The 15,239-nt window shown below is 60.7% G+C and carries 14 protein-coding genes; 11 read left to right on the top strand and 3 right to left on the bottom strand.

The features are described 5' to 3' along the window. From ABY948_RS06245 to ABY948_RS06225, 5 genes are all read left to right on the top strand, one after another. Window positions 1–299, top strand: a 299-nt coding sequence (locus tag ABY948_RS06245) for a response regulator (protein WP_461481659.1), incomplete at its 5' end; no start/stop codon positions are given. Between the two features lie 199 nt (window positions 300–498). Further along, window positions 499–1,116, top strand: coding sequence for a guanylate kinase (gmk, locus tag ABY948_RS06240; RefSeq protein WP_461481658.1), 618 nt, complete (start codon window positions 499–501; stop codon window positions 1,114–1,116). A 101-nt stretch (window positions 1,117–1,217) separates the two neighbouring features. Beyond that, window positions 1,218–1,517 (top strand): DNA-directed RNA polymerase subunit omega, encoded by a 300-nt coding sequence (gene rpoZ / locus ABY948_RS06235; RefSeq protein ID WP_461481657.1) that lies wholly within the window; start codon window positions 1,218–1,220, stop codon window positions 1,515–1,517. 20 nt (window positions 1,518–1,537) lie between these two features. Beyond that, window positions 1,538–3,640, top strand: coding sequence for a RelA/SpoT family protein (locus tag ABY948_RS06230; protein ID WP_461481656.1), 2,103 nt, complete (start codon window positions 1,538–1,540; stop codon window positions 3,638–3,640). 18 nt (window positions 3,641–3,658) lie between these two features. Continuing rightward, window positions 3,659–4,042 carry a RidA family protein gene (locus ABY948_RS06225; protein ID WP_461481655.1) on the top strand — a complete coding sequence of 128 codons (384 nt, stop codon included), beginning with the start codon at window positions 3,659–3,661 and terminating at the stop codon, window positions 4,040–4,042. A gap of 6 nt (window positions 4,043–4,048) precedes the next feature. On the opposite strand, the gene ABY948_RS06220 is transcribed toward ABY948_RS06225, so the two are convergent. Then, a complete protein-coding gene (locus tag ABY948_RS06220; protein WP_461481654.1) occupies window positions 4,049–4,927 on the bottom strand; it encodes an NAD-dependent epimerase/dehydratase family protein in 879 nt (292 codons plus the stop codon). 55 nt (window positions 4,928–4,982) lie between these two features. On the opposite strand from ABY948_RS06220, the gene ABY948_RS06215 reads away from it, so the two are divergent. The 4 genes from ABY948_RS06215 (at window position 4,983) to ABY948_RS06200 (ending at window position 10,106) form a co-directional block, all read left to right on the top strand. Beyond that, on the top strand, window positions 4,983–5,912 hold the full coding sequence (locus tag ABY948_RS06215; RefSeq protein WP_461481653.1) for a LysR substrate-binding domain-containing protein: 930 nt from the start codon (window positions 4,983–4,985) through the stop codon (window positions 5,910–5,912). Continuing rightward, the gene (recG, locus tag ABY948_RS06210; RefSeq protein WP_461481652.1) at window positions 5,909–7,978 is read left to right on the top strand and encodes an ATP-dependent DNA helicase RecG; all 2,070 of its coding nucleotides are present in this window, start codon (window positions 5,909–5,911) and stop codon (window positions 7,976–7,978) included. The genes ABY948_RS06215 and recG overlap by 4 nt, the downstream gene beginning before the upstream one ends. A 139-nt stretch (window positions 7,979–8,117) precedes the next feature. Next, window positions 8,118–8,798, top strand: a complete 681-nt coding sequence (locus tag ABY948_RS06205) for a TIGR00153 family protein (protein WP_461481651.1) — start codon at window positions 8,118–8,120, stop codon at window positions 8,796–8,798. 33 nt (window positions 8,799–8,831) lie between these two features. Then, window positions 8,832–10,106 carry an inorganic phosphate transporter gene (locus tag ABY948_RS06200; protein WP_461481650.1) on the top strand — a complete coding sequence of 425 codons (1,275 nt, stop codon included), beginning with the start codon at window positions 8,832–8,834 and terminating at the stop codon, window positions 10,104–10,106. A gap of 64 nt (window positions 10,107–10,170) precedes the next feature. On the opposite strand, the gene ABY948_RS06195 is transcribed toward ABY948_RS06200, so the two are convergent. Continuing rightward, window positions 10,171–11,439: a dicarboxylate/amino acid:cation symporter gene (locus ABY948_RS06195; RefSeq protein WP_461481649.1), complete on the bottom strand. Its 1,269-nt coding sequence runs from the start codon at window positions 11,437–11,439 to the stop codon at window positions 10,171–10,173. A 38-nt stretch (window positions 11,440–11,477) separates the two neighbouring features. After that, on the bottom strand, window positions 11,478–13,343 hold the full coding sequence (locus ABY948_RS06190; RefSeq protein WP_461481648.1) for an MFS transporter: 1,866 nt from the start codon (window positions 13,341–13,343) through the stop codon (window positions 11,478–11,480). Window positions 13,344–13,457: 114 nt separating this feature from the next. Between ABY948_RS06190 and ABY948_RS06185 the strand changes: the two genes are divergently transcribed. Continuing rightward, on the top strand, window positions 13,458–14,507 hold the full coding sequence (locus ABY948_RS06185) for a lipid A deacylase LpxR family protein (protein ID WP_461481647.1): 1,050 nt from the start codon (window positions 13,458–13,460) through the stop codon (window positions 14,505–14,507). A gap of 201 nt (window positions 14,508–14,708) precedes the next feature. After that, a partial coding sequence (locus ABY948_RS06180; RefSeq protein WP_461481646.1) for a PAS domain-containing protein occupies window positions 14,709–15,239 on the top strand: 531 nt, incomplete at its 3' end.

The raw sequence follows: 15,239 nt of genomic DNA, 5'->3' as shown, positions 1-15,239 counted from the left end.
GTCAGGAAGCGCTGGATCTACTCAAACAACAGGATTTTGATATTGTGCTGATGGACCTGCAGATGCCTGTTATGGATGGCATCAGCGCGGTCAAGGCCATCCGCGCCAACCCGGGCTACAACCAGCTACCGGTATTGGCCCTGACCGCCAACGCCATGGCGGGCGACAGGCAGCGCAGCCTCGCGGCAGGCATGGACGACCACATTACCAAGCCGTTTGATCCGAATGAGTTACTGGAGACCCTGTCCAAGTGGATAAAACCGAAAGCGGGCAAGCGTTCGGAAGCGCACCCGTCCTGACGGGGTATCTGCGGCCATTGCCCGGCCCCGCGCGACAACCAGATGAATCTCAGCGGCAGGCGGCGCACCCTCCGCACGGATCCACTCTGCGGAGCAGCACATTCCGAAGCGTTCGTGGTTATAATCCCTGGCCATGAACAGAATATCTCCCATCCAACAGCATCAGTCCTCTGCCTCAGAGGGGGAGCAAGCGGCATCCATGTCCACACGCGGTACCCTGTATACCATTTCTGCCCCCTCCGGGGCCGGCAAGACCAGTCTGGTCAATGCACTGCTTAAACAATGTGGCGGCATCACGGTCTCCGTTTCCCACACCACCCGCCCCATGCGGCCCGGGGAGCGGGATGGGGTCAATTATCACTTTGTGGATGAAAACACCTTCATGACCATGCTCGGGGCGTCCGCTTTTCTCGAGCACGCCCGGGTCTTCAATAATTACTACGGCACGTCCCGCGACTGGGTGGCGCAAACCCTCGACAGCGGACAGGATGTGATTCTGGAAATCGACTGGCAGGGGGCGGAGCAGATCCGCCGCCTGGTGCCCGATTGTATTGGCATTTTCATCCTGCCCCCCTCCCTGGCGGTGCTGGAACAGCGGCTCACCGGGCGCGGTCAGGACGATGAATCGGTCATCCGCCACCGCCTGGCGGAAGCCCAACAGGAGCTGTCCCACTACGTGGAGGCGGACTACCTGGTGATCAATGACCAGTTCGACAGGGCGCTGGCCGAATTGCAGGCCATCGTTACCTGCCATCGCCTGCGACTGGGCAGCCAGTGCCAGCGCAACGCTAATTTACTCAAGGACTTGTTGTCCTGACTGGCGCAATTTTGTAAACTCGAGAGTCCCGCGGCACGCCGCGGGATTTTGTCTCTGCCGGTTGCAACCCAACCGCACTCAACTGAACAACGGAATCAAGTATGGCCCGTATTACCGTGGAAGACTGTCTCGACCATGTCGACAATCGCTTTGAGCTGGTCATGGTCAGCTCCAAACGCGCCCGCCAACTCGCTGTGGGCGGCAAACAACCTCACCTGCCCTGGGAAAATGACAAACCTACCGTCATGGCATTGCGGGAGATTGAAGAGGGCTTTATCACCGCCAGCATCCTCGACGAGAAGGAAGAGCCGGAAACCACACTGCTGATGGAAGCCGACAGCAGCGAAGCCGGAGAAGACGCGGTTGTTGCCGAGCAGCCCGAAGCCCCTGAAGCCGAGTAACCGGTGTCCCGGGGGGAATCTTGCAAGCCATTGATGTTCTGAGCGAAAAGCTTTCCTCCTACCTCGAACCCGCCCAAGTCCAGGAAATACTCAACGCCCACCAGTTCGCAGCACAGTGCCACGAGGGTCAGTTTCGCCAGAGCGGCGAGCCGTACATCACCCACCCGGTAGCCGTCGCCATCATTCTCGCCAACATGCATCTCGATGCCGAGAGCCTGATGGCGGCACTGTTGCACGATGTCATCGAGGACACCCATGTCAGCAAGGATGACCTGAGTGCCCGCTTCGGCCCCACGGTGGCCGAACTGGTGGACGGGGTCAGCAAGCTGACCGAGATCGAGTTTGCCTCCAAGGCGGAACAGCAGGCGGAAAATTTCCAGAAGATGACCCTGGCCATGGCCAAGGACATCCGGGTGATGCTGGTGAAACTGGCTGACCGGCTGCACAACATGCGCACCCTCAAGGTGTTGAGTGCCGCCAAACGTCGCCGCATCGCCCGGGAAACCCTGGAAATCTATGCGCCCATCGCCCAGCGCCTCGGCATCAACGATATCCGAATCGAATTCGAGGAGCTGGGCTTCGCCACCATGCACCCGATGCGCTACCAGCGCATGCGGGAGGCACTGAAAGCGGCCCGCGGTCACCGCAGGGAGATCGTCGAGGATATCAAGAACAGCATCGAAGTCCGCCTGGACAAGGAGCTGATCAGCGCCGATGTGAGCGGCCGCGAAAAGCATCTCTGGAGCATCTACCAGAAGATGAAAAACAAGCGGAAGTCCTTTCGCGACATCATGGATGTGTTCGCTTTCCGCATCGTGGTGGAATCCGTAGACGACTGCTACCGCACCCTCGGCGTCATTCACAACCTGTTCAAGCCGGTGCCCGGTGAATTCAAGGACTACATCGCCATTCCCAAGGTGAATGGCTACCAGTCACTGCACACCGTGCTGGTGGGCATGCACGGCGTACCCATCGAGGTGCAGATTCGCACCCGCGACATGGATGCCATGGCCAACTTTGGCATTGCCGCCCACTGGCTCTACAAATCCAATGAGGGGGGCAGCCCCCGCGCCAACCGCTGGGTACAGGGCCTGCTGGAGATCCAGCAGAAAGCCGGCAACTCCCTGGAGTTTATCGAACACGTCAAAGCCGACCTGTTCCCGGACGAGGTTTACGTCTTTACCCCCAAAGGGCAGATTGTCTCCCTGCCCCTGGGCGCCACCGCGGTGGACTTTGCCTACGCGGTGCACACCGACGTGGGCAACAGCTGTGTGGCCAGCAAGATCAATGGCCAGCTCACCTCCCTGTCGGAACCGCTGCACAGCGGCAGCAAGGTCTCCATCATCACCGCCCGGGATGCCCAGCCCAACCCGTCCTGGCTGAATTTTGTGGTCACCGCCAAGGCCCGCAGCGCCATCCGCCACTTCCTCAAACACCAGCAGCACGAGGAATCGGTGGAGCTGGGCAAACGGCTGCTGGACCGGGCGCTGGACAACTTTGGCACCAGCTACCAGAGCATTCGCAAATCCTGGATCAAGCGACTGCTGACGGAAACCGGCGCCGCCACCTTCGAGGAGGTGCTGGAACAGATCGGCCTGGGCAACCGCCTGGCCTACGCGGTGGCCAACCTGATGGCGCCGCCCTCCATGCGCAAGGAGCTGACGCCGGAGGCATTCGACTCACCAATCATGATCGACACCAGCGACGGGCTGATTATCAACTATGCCCGCTGCTGCCACCCGATTCCCGGCGACCCGATCATGGGCCACCTCAGTCCCGGTCGCGGCCTGGTGGTGCACCGCGACGCCTGCAAAAATCTCAATGAGATTCGCACCAACGTTGAAAAATGCATTTCACTCAACTGGTCGCCCAATGTGAGCGGCGACTTCCCGGTGGAATTCAAAGTGGAACTGGTGGCGGAGCGCGGCATTATCGCCACCCTGGCATCGCGCATCACCGAGAGTGAAGCCACCATTCACCAGATCAGCGTCAAAGAACGGGATGCCCATTCCAGCATTGTGGATCTGGTGATCGACGTAAAAGGTCGCATTCACCTGGCCAACGTGATGCGGCGTATCCGCGGCCTGAAACAGGTGCAGCGGGTGTACCGCACCAAAAATTAGTTTATCGAGGAACCCCACATGTTAAATAAAGCCGTCATCAGCACGGAAAAAGCCCCCGCCGCCATCGGCACCTATTCCCAGGCCGTCAAGGTCAACAATACCGTCTACCTGTCGGGCCAGATTCCACTGGACCCGCAGACCATGACCGTGGTGGAAGGCGGTATTGCCGCGGAAATCGAACAGGTTTTCCGGAATCTCACCGCCGTTTGCGAAGAGGCTGGCGGCACCCTCAAGGACATCGTCAAACTGAATATCTTCCTCACCGACCTGGGCAACTTCGCCACGGTCAACGAGATCATGGCCCGCCATTTTGCGGAACCCTACCCGGCCCGCGCCGCCATCGGCGTCAAGGAACTGCCCAAGGGTGTCGGCGTGGAAATGGACGGCATTATGGTGATCTGAGCCGGATCATTCCCGGCCCTCTGCCAGCAGCTCAAGATACCCCTCCCGGAACGTGGGATAACGGAACACAAAACCGCTGTCCCGCAACCGCCTGTTCGCACAGCGGCGATTGCCCGCGCCGCTGCCGGCCTGATCCGCTCCCCTCGCCGCCGCAGCCGGTACCAAGCGCGCCGCCAACCAGGCATGTACCTCGTGCAGAGGCACCGGTTCGTTATCGGTCGCCAGATAGCAGGGCAGCAAGGCCTCACCCCGCTGCCACCTGCGCAGGATATGCACCATCACCCCGGCGGCGTCCTCGGCGTGGATTCGGTTGCTCCACTGCACCGGCGCGGACGGTGCTATCCGCCCCGCTTTTACCTGCTGTAGCAGGCGCCCCCGGCCCGGCCCGTAGATACCTGAATATCTCAACACCACAGACGCCACGGGCAGCTGGGCAATGATCTCCTCGGCCTCTAGCAGGCACTTGCCGCGGTAGGACGCAGGCACCGTCTCGGCCAGCTCATCCACCCACTCGCCGTTGTGCTGGCCATAGACACCGGTACTGGAAGCCCAAATGACGCCGCGCGGCTGGCAACAGGTTTGTTCCAGTGCCCGCGCCAACGACCGGGCACCGGCCACATAGCTGTCGCGATAGCCCCGCTCGCTCATCTCCTCCGGGGTCAGTGTTACCGCCAGTACATCAAACTGCTGCGCGTCCAACAGCGCCGTCAGCGCTGCGCTGTCACGGCTATCCCCGGCTGTTGCCAGCAAGGTTTCAGGCAGCAGCTCGACCCGGCGGCGCAACCCGTGGCAGATAACTTCCGGGTATCCCGGCTGCGGGGTTTCACGCAACTGGCGGATGGCACGCAGGGCGAGATCACCGCAGCCAATAAATAGTACTTTCAATTAGCTTTTCCTTTTCAATTTGTTTTTACTATTATTGCATCAGGAGGAACCACCTATGACTCTCACCGAATTGCGCTACATCGTGACACTGGCACAGCAACAGCATTTTGGCCAGGCGGCTGAACTCTGTCACGTCAGCCAGCCCACCCTGAGCATCGCCGTCAAGAAGCTCGAGCAGGAGCTGGGGGTGGAGTTGTTCGAGCGCTCCAAAAACAGTGTCCGCCCCACTCCCATCGGTGAACAGGTGGTTTCCCAGGCCCAGCGGGTACTGGAAGAGAGCGCCTCGATCAAGGACATCGCCTCCGCCGGCAAGGATCAACTCAAAACACCGCTCCATGTGGGGGCCATCTTTACCATCGGCCCCTACCTGTTTCCCAACTTTATCCCCGCCCTGCAAAAGAATGTGCCGCAGATGCCACTGGTCGTCGAGGAGGGGTTTACCGCCACCCTGCGACAGCGGCTGCGCAAGGGTGAACTGGACGTAATTATCATTGCCCTGCCTTTCACGGAACCAGATGTGGTGACCCAGCCACTCTACTCCGAGCCTTTTGTGGTGCTGGTACCCAGCGACCATCCGCTGGCGCAAAAAGACCGCATCGCCCCGGCGAACCTGGAAAATGAGAACGTCCTGCTGCTCGGCGAGGGACATTGTTTCGGCGACCAGGTTCGCGAAGCACTGCCCCACCTCAACCAGCACCTGGATGAACAGCAGCGCCAAATTCGCACCCACAGCGAAGGCAGCTCCCTGGAGACCCTGCGCCATATGGTCGCGTCGCGCCTCGGCATCACCATCCTGCCCCTGTCCGCCGCCATTAACTCCGGTTACAGGGAGGGCTTGCTGGTCACCCGCGAGTTCGCCGCTCCGGCACCCTGCCGCACCGTGGCACTGGCCTGGCGCGCCAGTTTTCCCCGCCACAAGGCCATCGATGCGCTGCGGGATGCCATCAAACAGCATTCCCTGCCCAGCTGCCCCACTGCCCCGTGAACGACAATCTCCTCGCCACCATGCCGGTCACCCGCTTGCGGGGCGTCGGCACCCAGTTGGCTGCCAACCTGGCCAGGCTCGGCATCGCAACGGTCCAGGACCTGCTGTTTCACCTGCCCTTGCGCTACATGGACCGCACGAGAGTGACACCTATCGGCGCCCTGCAACCCCTCGCCGACGTGGTGATCGAGGGCGAAGTGCGCGGCTGCGACCTGGTGTTTGGCCGGCGCCGCAGCCTGATGTGTCGGCTGCAGGACAACACCGGCATCATCACCCTGCGTTTTTTCCATTTCTCCAACGCCCAGCGCCAGAATCTGGCCAGGGGCGGTCGCCTGCGCTGCTTTGGGGAGGTGCGCCGCGGCAGTTCCGGGCTGGAGATCTACCACCCGGAATACCAGTTCCTCGATCAACATCAGCCGCTGCCACTGCAACAGCACCTGACGGCGGTGTATTCCGCTGTCGAAGGTATCAGCCAGACGCGGTTGCGGGCGGTGATCGAGCAGTCACTCTCGCTTGTAAGCGAACACTCGCTTCCAGAATTGTTGCCGGAACAGAAGAATCAGCTCAGCCTCATGGAAGCGCTGGAGTTTATCCATCGGCCGCCGGCGGCAACCCCGCTCGACAAACTGACCAGCGGTGTCCACCCCGCCCAGCAGCGGCTCGCCTTTGAGGAAATGCTGGCCCACCAGCTCAGCCTGCTGCAACTGCGCCAGGCTATCCAGCGCCACCCGGCCCCCTGCCTGCGGGCCGATGACCGTTTGCAGCAGCGCTTTCTGGCTTCCCTGCCCTTTCCCCTCACCGCGGCCCAGCAGCGGGTCCGGGAGGAAATCCGCGTCGATCTGGCGCGGCCGCATCCCATGCTGCGCCTGGTGCAGGGGGACGTCGGCTCCGGTAAAACGGTGGTGGCAGCACTGGCGGCATTGCAGGCTGTCGCCAGCGGCTATCAGGCAGCGATCATGGCACCCACCGAAATTCTCGCCGAACAGCACCGCAACAGCTTTCAGGAATGGCTGGAACCCCTGGGCATCGAACTGGCCATGCTCACCGGCAGAGTCAAGGGCAAGGCCCGGGAACGGCAGTTGCAACTGATCGGAGACGGCAGCGCACAGGTGGTTATCGGCACCCATGCCCTGTTCCAGGAAGGGGTCAACTTCCACAATCTGGGACTGACGATCATTGATGAACAACACCGCTTTGGCGTCCACCAGCGCCTTGCCTTGCGCGAGAAAGGCCAGGGCGCGCTGTTGCCCCACCAGCTGATCATGACCGCCACGCCGATCCCCCGCACCCTGGCCATGAGTGCCTATGCGGACCTGGACTGTTCCACCATTGATGAGCTGCCGCCGGGCCGGTTTCCCGTCAACACCGTGGTGATCGCCAAGCATCGGCGCGCCGAGGTCATCGAGCATATTCGCAACGCCTGCACCGAGGGGCGCCAGGCCTACTGGGTTTGCACCCTGATCGAGGAGTCCGATGTGCTGGAGGCCCAGGCGGCGGAGGCCACGGCGGATGAATTGCACCTGCTGTTGCCGGAACTGCACATCGGCCTGGTACACGGCCGCCAGAAACCCGCGGACAAAGCCGCCACCATGGCGGACTTCAAGCGCGGCGATATCCAGTTGCTGGTGGCCACCACGGTGATCGAAGTAGGTGTCGACGTGCCCAATGCCAGCCTGATGATCATCGAGGACCCGGAGCGCCTGGGCCTGGCACAACTGCACCAGTTGCGGGGTCGGGTTGGCCGCGGCAACCAGGCGAGTCACTGTGTGCTGCTGTACAGCCCGCCGCTGTCGCGACAGGGCACCGAGCGGTTGCGCATCATGCGCCAGAGCAACGACGGTTTTCGGATCGCCGAAAAAGACCTGGAACTGCGCGGCCCCGGCGAACTACTGGGCACCCGGCAGACCGGCGACATGGCCCTGCGCATCGCCGACCTGCAGCGTGACAGCCACCTGCTGCCGGAGATCAAGCGCACCGCCAGCGGGCTGCTGGCGCAATCACCGGACAGGGCGCAGGCCATTGTCCAGCGCTGGCTGGGCGGCAGCGAGCGCTACGGACAGGTCTAATACTGCCCAGTCGCCCGGCACACCGGTAGCGCGGCACATTGCTCGTGCAGATATTTTTCGGCACGGGATGAACGCTTAAATGTGACATTTTTGTTTCAGCTTCATATACTCGCGCCCTACACAAACAGGAGGACGACCCATGGTTTTCAATAACCCGCTTTCCAACCTCTTTGGCAAGTCTCCCATCAGTCCCCTCCAATCCCATATGACCGTTGTGGTCTCCTGTACCGAACTGCTCTGCGACTTTATGGCGGCCGCCATTGCCGACAACTGGCAGCAAGCTGCCGAGGTCTTTGAACACATGTCAGAGCTGGAACACGAAGCGGACGCCATGAAGCGCAAGCTCAGGCTGCACCTGCCGAAAAGCCTGTTCATGCCCATGGACCGCACCGACCTGCTCAACCTGCTCAGCCAGCAGGACTGCATTGCCAACCGCTCCAAGGATATCGCCGGGCTGATGCTGGGCCGGAAAATGAACATCCCCGCCGGGCTGGAACAGCAGATGATGGAATTTGTCACCACCTCTGTCGAAGCCTGCCGCCAGGCCCACAAGGCCATCAACGAGCTGGATGAACTGCTCGAGGTGGGCTTTATCGGCAAGGAAGTGGATTTTGTGGAAAACCTGATCCGCGAACTGGATGCGTTAGAGGATCGTACCGACCAACTGGAACAGGATATTCGCCACAGCCTGTTCGAGAAAGAAAAAGAGCTGCCGCCGATTGATGCCATGTTCCTCTACCAGGTCATCGACATCATCGGTGAGGTGGCCGACCTCTCACAAAGCGTGGGTGGCAAATTGCAATTGCTGCTCGCCCGCTAAGACAACAAAAACGATCAACGGGAACACAAACCAATGACGCTATTTGCTGAGTACGGCCAGATTCTGATTATTCTGGCCTGCGTATTCGGGGTCTTTATGGCCTGGGGAGTGGGGGCCAATGACGTCGCCAACGCTATGGGCACCTCGGTGGGCTCCCAGGCGTTGACCGTCAGACAGGCCATCTTTATCGCCATGATCTTTGAGTTCGCCGGCGCCTACCTGGCCGGCGGCGAGGTCACCGAAACCATCCGCAAGGGCATTATTGACCCGGCGGTAATGGCCGCAGAGCCTGAACTGCTGGTGTTCGGGATGATCTCCGCACTGCTGGCCGCCGGCACCTGGCTGCTGCTGGCCAGCATCATGGGCTGGCCGGTCTCCACCACCCACTCCATCGTCGGCGCCATTGTCGGTTTCGCCTCGGTGGGAATATCCCCCAGTGCCGTCAACTGGGACAAGGTGGGCAGCATTGTCGCCAGCTGGGTGGTCTCACCACTGCTCGCCGGCGCCCTCTCCTACATGCTGTTTCGCAGTGTGCAACGGCTGATTCTGACCCAGGATAATCCGTTCCTGCGCGCCAAAAAAATCATTCCTTTCTATATGTTTGCCGTGGGCTTTTTGATCGCCATGGTGACCATGCTGAAAGGGCTGAAACACGTGTTCAAGGACATCGGCATGCAGCTCAGCTTTGGCCAGTGCACACTGATCGCACTGTTGATTGGGTTGGCGGTGATGGCGCTGGGCACCATCCTGCTCAGCCGGGTGAAACCCGATGAAGCGGCGGAGCGACTCAACCGCTTTGCCAATGTGGAACGGGTGTTTGCCATCCTCATGGTCTTCACCGCCTGTGCCATGGCCTTTGCCCACGGCTCCAACGATGTTGCCAACGCCGTTGGCCCCCTGGCGGCAGTGGTCAATGTGATTCACTCCGGCACCGTCGAAGCGAAGAGTGCGATGCCCAATTGGGTACTGCTATTGGGCGGCATCGGGATTGTGCTGGGTCTGGCCACCTACGGGTTCAAGGTGATGGGTACCGTTGGCACCAAAATCACCGAACTCACCCCCAGCCGGGGTTTTGCCGCCGAACTCGGCGCCGCGGCCACGGTGGTGTTGGCCTCCGGCACCGGCCTGCCGATTTCCACCACCCATACCCTGGTCGGCGCGGTACTCGGCGTCGGCATGGCCCGCGGCATCGCCGCCCTGAATATGCGCATTGTCGGGACGATCCTGATGTCCTGGCTGGTGACCCTGCCCGCCGGCGCCGGCTTGGCCATCCTGTTTTTCTATTTCTTCAAGGGGTTGTTCAGTTAGGCCGGCTGAACCCACCCGCCAACAAGCCGGCCGATGCCGGACTTGTTGGTTTTGGGAACCTGCTTCAGGCCAACACTCCCTGCTCACCCTCACTGCGGGCAATCACCACTGCACAGCATGAGTCACTGAAGACATTGACCGCGGTGCGCATCATATCGAGGACGCGATCGGTCACCAGCAACATGCCGATGCCTTCCAGTGGCAGGCCCACCGCCCCGAGGATCACGGTAATCGCCACCAGGCTGGCGGCCGGGATGCCCGCCACGCCGATGGAGGTGAGCAATGCCACCAGCACGATGAGGAACTGGGAGGCAAAGCCCAGCTCCAGTCCGTAGGCCTGGGCGATAAACATCGCCGCCACACATTCGTAGAGCGCCGTGCCATCCATATTGATGGTGGCCCCGAGGGGCAGGACAAAGGCGCTGGTGCGGTTGGAGACCCCGGCATTTTTCTCCACGCACTCGATGGTCACCGGCAGGGTTCCCGACGAGGAGGCCGTGGAAAAGGCCGTCAGCAGCGCCGGCAACATGGCCCGGTAGTGGCGCAGCGGGTGGATGCCCGCCAGCCGCAGAATCAGGCTCAGGGTGACAAAGGTGTGAATCGCCAGCCCCAGCACCACCGTCAGGAAAAATACCAGCAACGGCTGAAACGCCCCGAAGCCGGTGGCGGCCACGGTTTTCGCCACCAGCCCGAACACCCCCAGGGGGGCGAACTTCATGATGAACAGGGTCATCTGCATCATGACTTCGTAGATGCCGTTCCAGAAGCTCAGCACGGTCTGGCTGTAGTTCCGGCTGATGCGAGTCATGAACACCCCGAACAGCAGGCTGAAAAAGATCAACCCGAGCATGCGCCCGTCGGAGGCGGCCCTGACGATATTGGGCGGTACCATGCGCAGGAACACCGCGGTGATGTCTGCGGCACCGCGCCCCTCCACCTGCTCCAGCTGACCGGCGATCGCTTCCGGGTCACTGAGATTGAGCAGGCCACCCGCCGCCTCGCCGCCGACCACCCCGGGGGTCAGCAGATTCACCAGCAGCAGCCCGACCACAATCGACAGCAAGCTGGTGGACATATAAAAGGCGATGGTCTTGGCGCTGAGCCGGCCGAGATGTTCACTACCCCCCAGCCCGGCCACCCCGGTAATAATCGACGACATAACCAGCGGCACGATGATCATCTTCAGCGCATTGAGAAACAGGGTGCCGACAAAATCGAATACATCGTAGAGATGAATGCCCAGTACCGCGCCATCCTTGCCCGCCCACAGCCCCACCAGGATCGCGGTAACGATGGCGATCAACATCTGCCAGTGAAGTTTCAGTCTGCCCATGCTTTTATCCCTTGTTGCACTTGCCTGTTGTCTGAGGGTTATCGCCGGTCACCGCGCAGGGCGGATACCAGTGAATGCAGCTGCTCCGCCGTGGCCGCCCGGGCGGGAACCGGCACCCCTGATACCACCGCCACCCGGCGCCACCCGGGGCGAAAGGGCTTGCGGAAAGCGCCGCCGTTGCTGCGGCTGAAAAAACTCTGCCACAAACCGCACAACGCCATCGGCACCACGGGCACCGGATTGCGTTCGAGAATGCGTTCAATCCCGTTCCTGAAACTGTCGACCTCGCCGTCATGGGTCAGTTTGCCCTCTGGAAACAGGCACAGCAACTGTCCCTGTTCCAGGGCCTCGGCAATACTGTCCATCGCCTGCTGGTAGGCCTGTGCATCCTCTTTCGGGGAACAGATGGGGATGGCACCGCCGGTGCGGAAAATGAAATTCAGTACAGGCAGCTCATAAATCGGCTTGTACATGATAAAGCGGATTGGCCGCCGCACCGCACCGGCCAGCAACAGGGCATCCACATAACTGACATGGTTGCAGACGATGATCGCCGCACCGCGCAGGGGAATATGCTCCAGGCCATGGTGCTCCACCCGGTACAGGCTGTGGCCCATCAACCACACCAGGAAGCGCATGCTGAACTCGGGCACCTGCAGGAAGATAAACAGCGCCACGGCGATATTCATCAGCGCCAGGGTCAGGAACAGCTCGGCAATGCTGAACCCGGCCACGCCCAGGAAAAGGATACCCAGCACACTGGCCAGCACCATGAACAGGGCGTTGATAATATTGTTGCTGCCGATAATCCGCGCCCGCTTTTCCGCCGGGGTGCGCACCTGCACCATGGCGTAGAGCGGCACGATATAGAGCCCGCCAAACAGCCCCAGCAACAGGATATCCAGCAATATCCGCCAACTGGCAGCCCGGGAGAGGAAAGCCAGCGGCGCCAACACCGTATCGCTGTGGTAGGCCTTGGCGGCAAAGTACAGATCGATGCCCAACAGACTCAAGCCCAGTGCTCCGAGCGGCACCAAACCTATTTCGACCCTCGGACCGCAGAGCCGGCCGCAGAGCATGGAACCCACGGCCACCCCCACGGTAAAGGCCGACAGCACCAGGGCAATGACCCCCGGCTCGCCTTTCAGCACCGTCACCGTAAAATTCGGCATTTGCGTCAGATAACTGGCCCCCAGCATCCAGAACCAGGAAATGCCAAGAATGGCGAGAAACACGCTGTGCTTTTCCGCCGCCAGGCGGATCAGTTGCCAACTGATACGCGGGGCATTCCAGTCCAGTTGCAGCGCCGCCGCGCCGGATTCTGCAGGGGGGATGCGGCAGCTGCTCAACCAGCCCAGCACGGCGACGGCCACCACCGCCAACCCCGCCAGCCAATGGGCCGCCGGGGAACCACCAATCAGGCTGCCGGCAATGGTGCCGAGCAGAATGGCCACAAAGGTGCCCATGCCCACCCGGGCATTGCCCGCCACCAACTCTTCCTCACCGAGATGCTGGGGCAGGATCGCGTACTTCACCGGGCCGAAAAAGGCCGACTGGGTGCCCATCAAAAACAGCACCGCCAGCAGCAACCACAGGGCGCCCAACTGGAAAGCCAGCGCCCCCAGCAACATGATCAGTATTTCCGCCAGCTTGATCTGGCGGATGATGCGTGATTTTTCGTATTTGTCTGCCAGCTGACCGGCGAGGGCGGAGAACAGGAAGAAGGGCAAGATAAACAATCCCGCCGCCAGATTGACCAGGGTATTGACCTCACCCACTGCGGCGAGTCCGGCGCTGGCGATCATCACCAGCAGGGCATTCTTGAACAGGTTGTCGTTGAGGGCGCCAAAAAACTGGGTCAGGAACAAGGGCAAGAAGCGCCGGGCCCGCATTAACTCAGACAATCCAGTTCCCTTCACCCCAGCACCTTTCATTGAACAAACACGCATCTTGCCGGTCTGCCAGGGGATATTCAATGCCATTGCCCCGCCGGCGGCCAAGCCACCATAATGACGGCCATGCGGTCAAAAAAATTCATAAAATTACTGCCCCTTGTCGTCATCGCGCTGTCCCCGCTGTTTTGCCTGGCGGATGAGGCGCGGCCGCGCTTCTGCGACACCCTCAACCTGTATCTGGAAAATGACCTGTTCGGTGAAACCGACCGCCACTATACCAACGGCATCCGCTTCTCCTGTGTGTCACCGGATCTCAGCTCCTATCTGGACGACCCCAGCCTGCCCGCCTGGGTGCGCCAGACCAATCGCAAACTGCGGTTCTTTCACGGCCTGAAGGATGATGAGGCGCTGCAGCGCAATCTGGTCATCAGTGTTGGCCAGCTGATGTTTACCCCCTCGGACAAACATGCCAGCGAGTTGATCGAGTATGACCGCCCCTACGCGGGCTACCTGTATCTGGGCTTCGCCTACCATCTCCGCGATGCAGAACAGCTGGACACACTGGAAATGAATGTGGGTATGGTGGGCCCCCACTCCCTGGCGGAGCAGTCCCAGAACCTTATTCACGACATCCGCGCTATCGATAAATTTCAGGGCTGGGACAACCAGCTGCACAATGAACTGGGGCTGCAGTTGGTCTACGAACACAAACACCGTTTTAAACTCCGCCAGCGCTGGCCACACCAGGATGTGATCGCCCACGGCGGCATCAGCCTGGGCAATGTCGCCAGCTACCTGAATGCCGGTGGCGAATACCGCATCGGCTGGCAACTGCCGGAGGATTTCGGCACCGCTGCCGTGCGCCCGGGCGGAGACAACAGTGCTCCCGGTCGCGGTGATGTCCGGCATTGCCAGCGCTGGATTTGCGGCCTGCACGCGTTCATCTCAGTGGACAGCCGGCTGGTGGCCCGGGACATCTTCCTCGACGGCAACAGCTTTGAGAGCAGCCACAGTGTCGACCGCCGACCGCTGGTGGCCGATGCTGCCATCGGTTTCAGCTTCCTGCTGGCCGGCTGGAAAATTTCCTACGCCAAGGTCTACCGCACCCGGGAGTTTGAGGAGCAGCAGGATCCCCACCAGTACGGCTCACTGTCTGTCTCCTATTCTTTCTGAGCCACAGACAACAACTTTTGGTTGTAATCTCCATATTTTTTATAATGTTTTTAGCTAAGGGCCTTGTTTGCAGTATTACTGCTTAATTACTATCCCTCCCAAGCAGCATTCATCACAACATGGGCTCTTTGCCCGTCACCAGGAAGGCCAACCTATGCAAGATATGGTTTCCAGGCAGCATCCATCTTGTGGAGCCAGCACATGCCCCTGACCCCAACAGTGCGCTGCACCCCCTCCTGCAAAATTGTGGCGGGCTACTTGGTCGCCGCCTGTGCCTGGATCTTTCTCGGCGACTGGGTGATTTTCCAGCTCTGGCCGCACAAGCCGCAGCTCTTTAATCTCAGTCTCGTCAAAGGCATGGGCTTCGTGCTGTTCACCTCGGCGATGCTCTACCTGCTGTTGCGCAAAAATGCTCAACTGATGTTCAAGGCCCAGCTGACAGAAATCGTCAACCACCTATTGCCCCTCTCCATCGACAAAATCTTTTCCGCCACACCCGTCATCGTTTACGCCATGGAATTCCGGAACAATATCTGTACCCCAACCTGGGTAAGCGACAATATCGGCGGCATTCTCGGCTACAACGTCGAACAAGCCCTCGCCCCCGGTTGGTGGGAGGACAACCTGCACCCGGAGGACCTCGAACAGGCCCTGACCGACAGCCACCGTTTTATGACAGCGGGCAAGGGCAGCCACGAATACCGCTTCCGCCGTACCGACGGCAGCTACCTC

The organism is Porticoccus sp. (assembly GCF_041592135.1).
GTDB lineage: Bacteria > Pseudomonadota > Gammaproteobacteria > Pseudomonadales > Porticoccaceae > Porticoccus.
Note: the sequence above shows the minus strand (reverse complement) of the source record. Positions and strands in the feature narration are given on the sequence as shown.

What these genes read in the sequence shown, in the direction of transcription:
- ABY948_RS06215 (WP_461481653.1), top strand. Translation starts at nt 4,983, where the DNA reads ATGACTCTCACCGAATTGCGCTACATCGTGACACTGGCACAGCAACAG.
- ABY948_RS06205 (WP_461481651.1), top strand. Translation starts at nt 8,118, where the DNA reads ATGGTTTTCAATAACCCGCTTTCCAACCTCTTTGGCAAGTCTCCCATC.
- ABY948_RS06225 (WP_461481655.1), top strand. Translation starts at nt 3,659, where the DNA reads ATGTTAAATAAAGCCGTCATCAGCACGGAAAAAGCCCCCGCCGCCATC.
- gmk (WP_461481658.1), top strand. Translation starts at nt 499, where the DNA reads ATGTCCACACGCGGTACCCTGTATACCATTTCTGCCCCCTCCGGGGCC.
- ABY948_RS06200 (WP_461481650.1), top strand. Translation starts at nt 8,832, where the DNA reads ATGACGCTATTTGCTGAGTACGGCCAGATTCTGATTATTCTGGCCTGC.
- rpoZ (WP_461481657.1), top strand. Translation starts at nt 1,218, where the DNA reads ATGGCCCGTATTACCGTGGAAGACTGTCTCGACCATGTCGACAATCGC.
- ABY948_RS06185 (WP_461481647.1), top strand. Translation starts at nt 13,458, where the DNA reads ATGCGGTCAAAAAAATTCATAAAATTACTGCCCCTTGTCGTCATCGCG.
- ABY948_RS06195 (WP_461481649.1), bottom strand. Translation starts at nt 11,439, where the DNA reads ATGGGCAGACTGAAACTTCACTGGCAGATGTTGATCGCCATCGTTACC.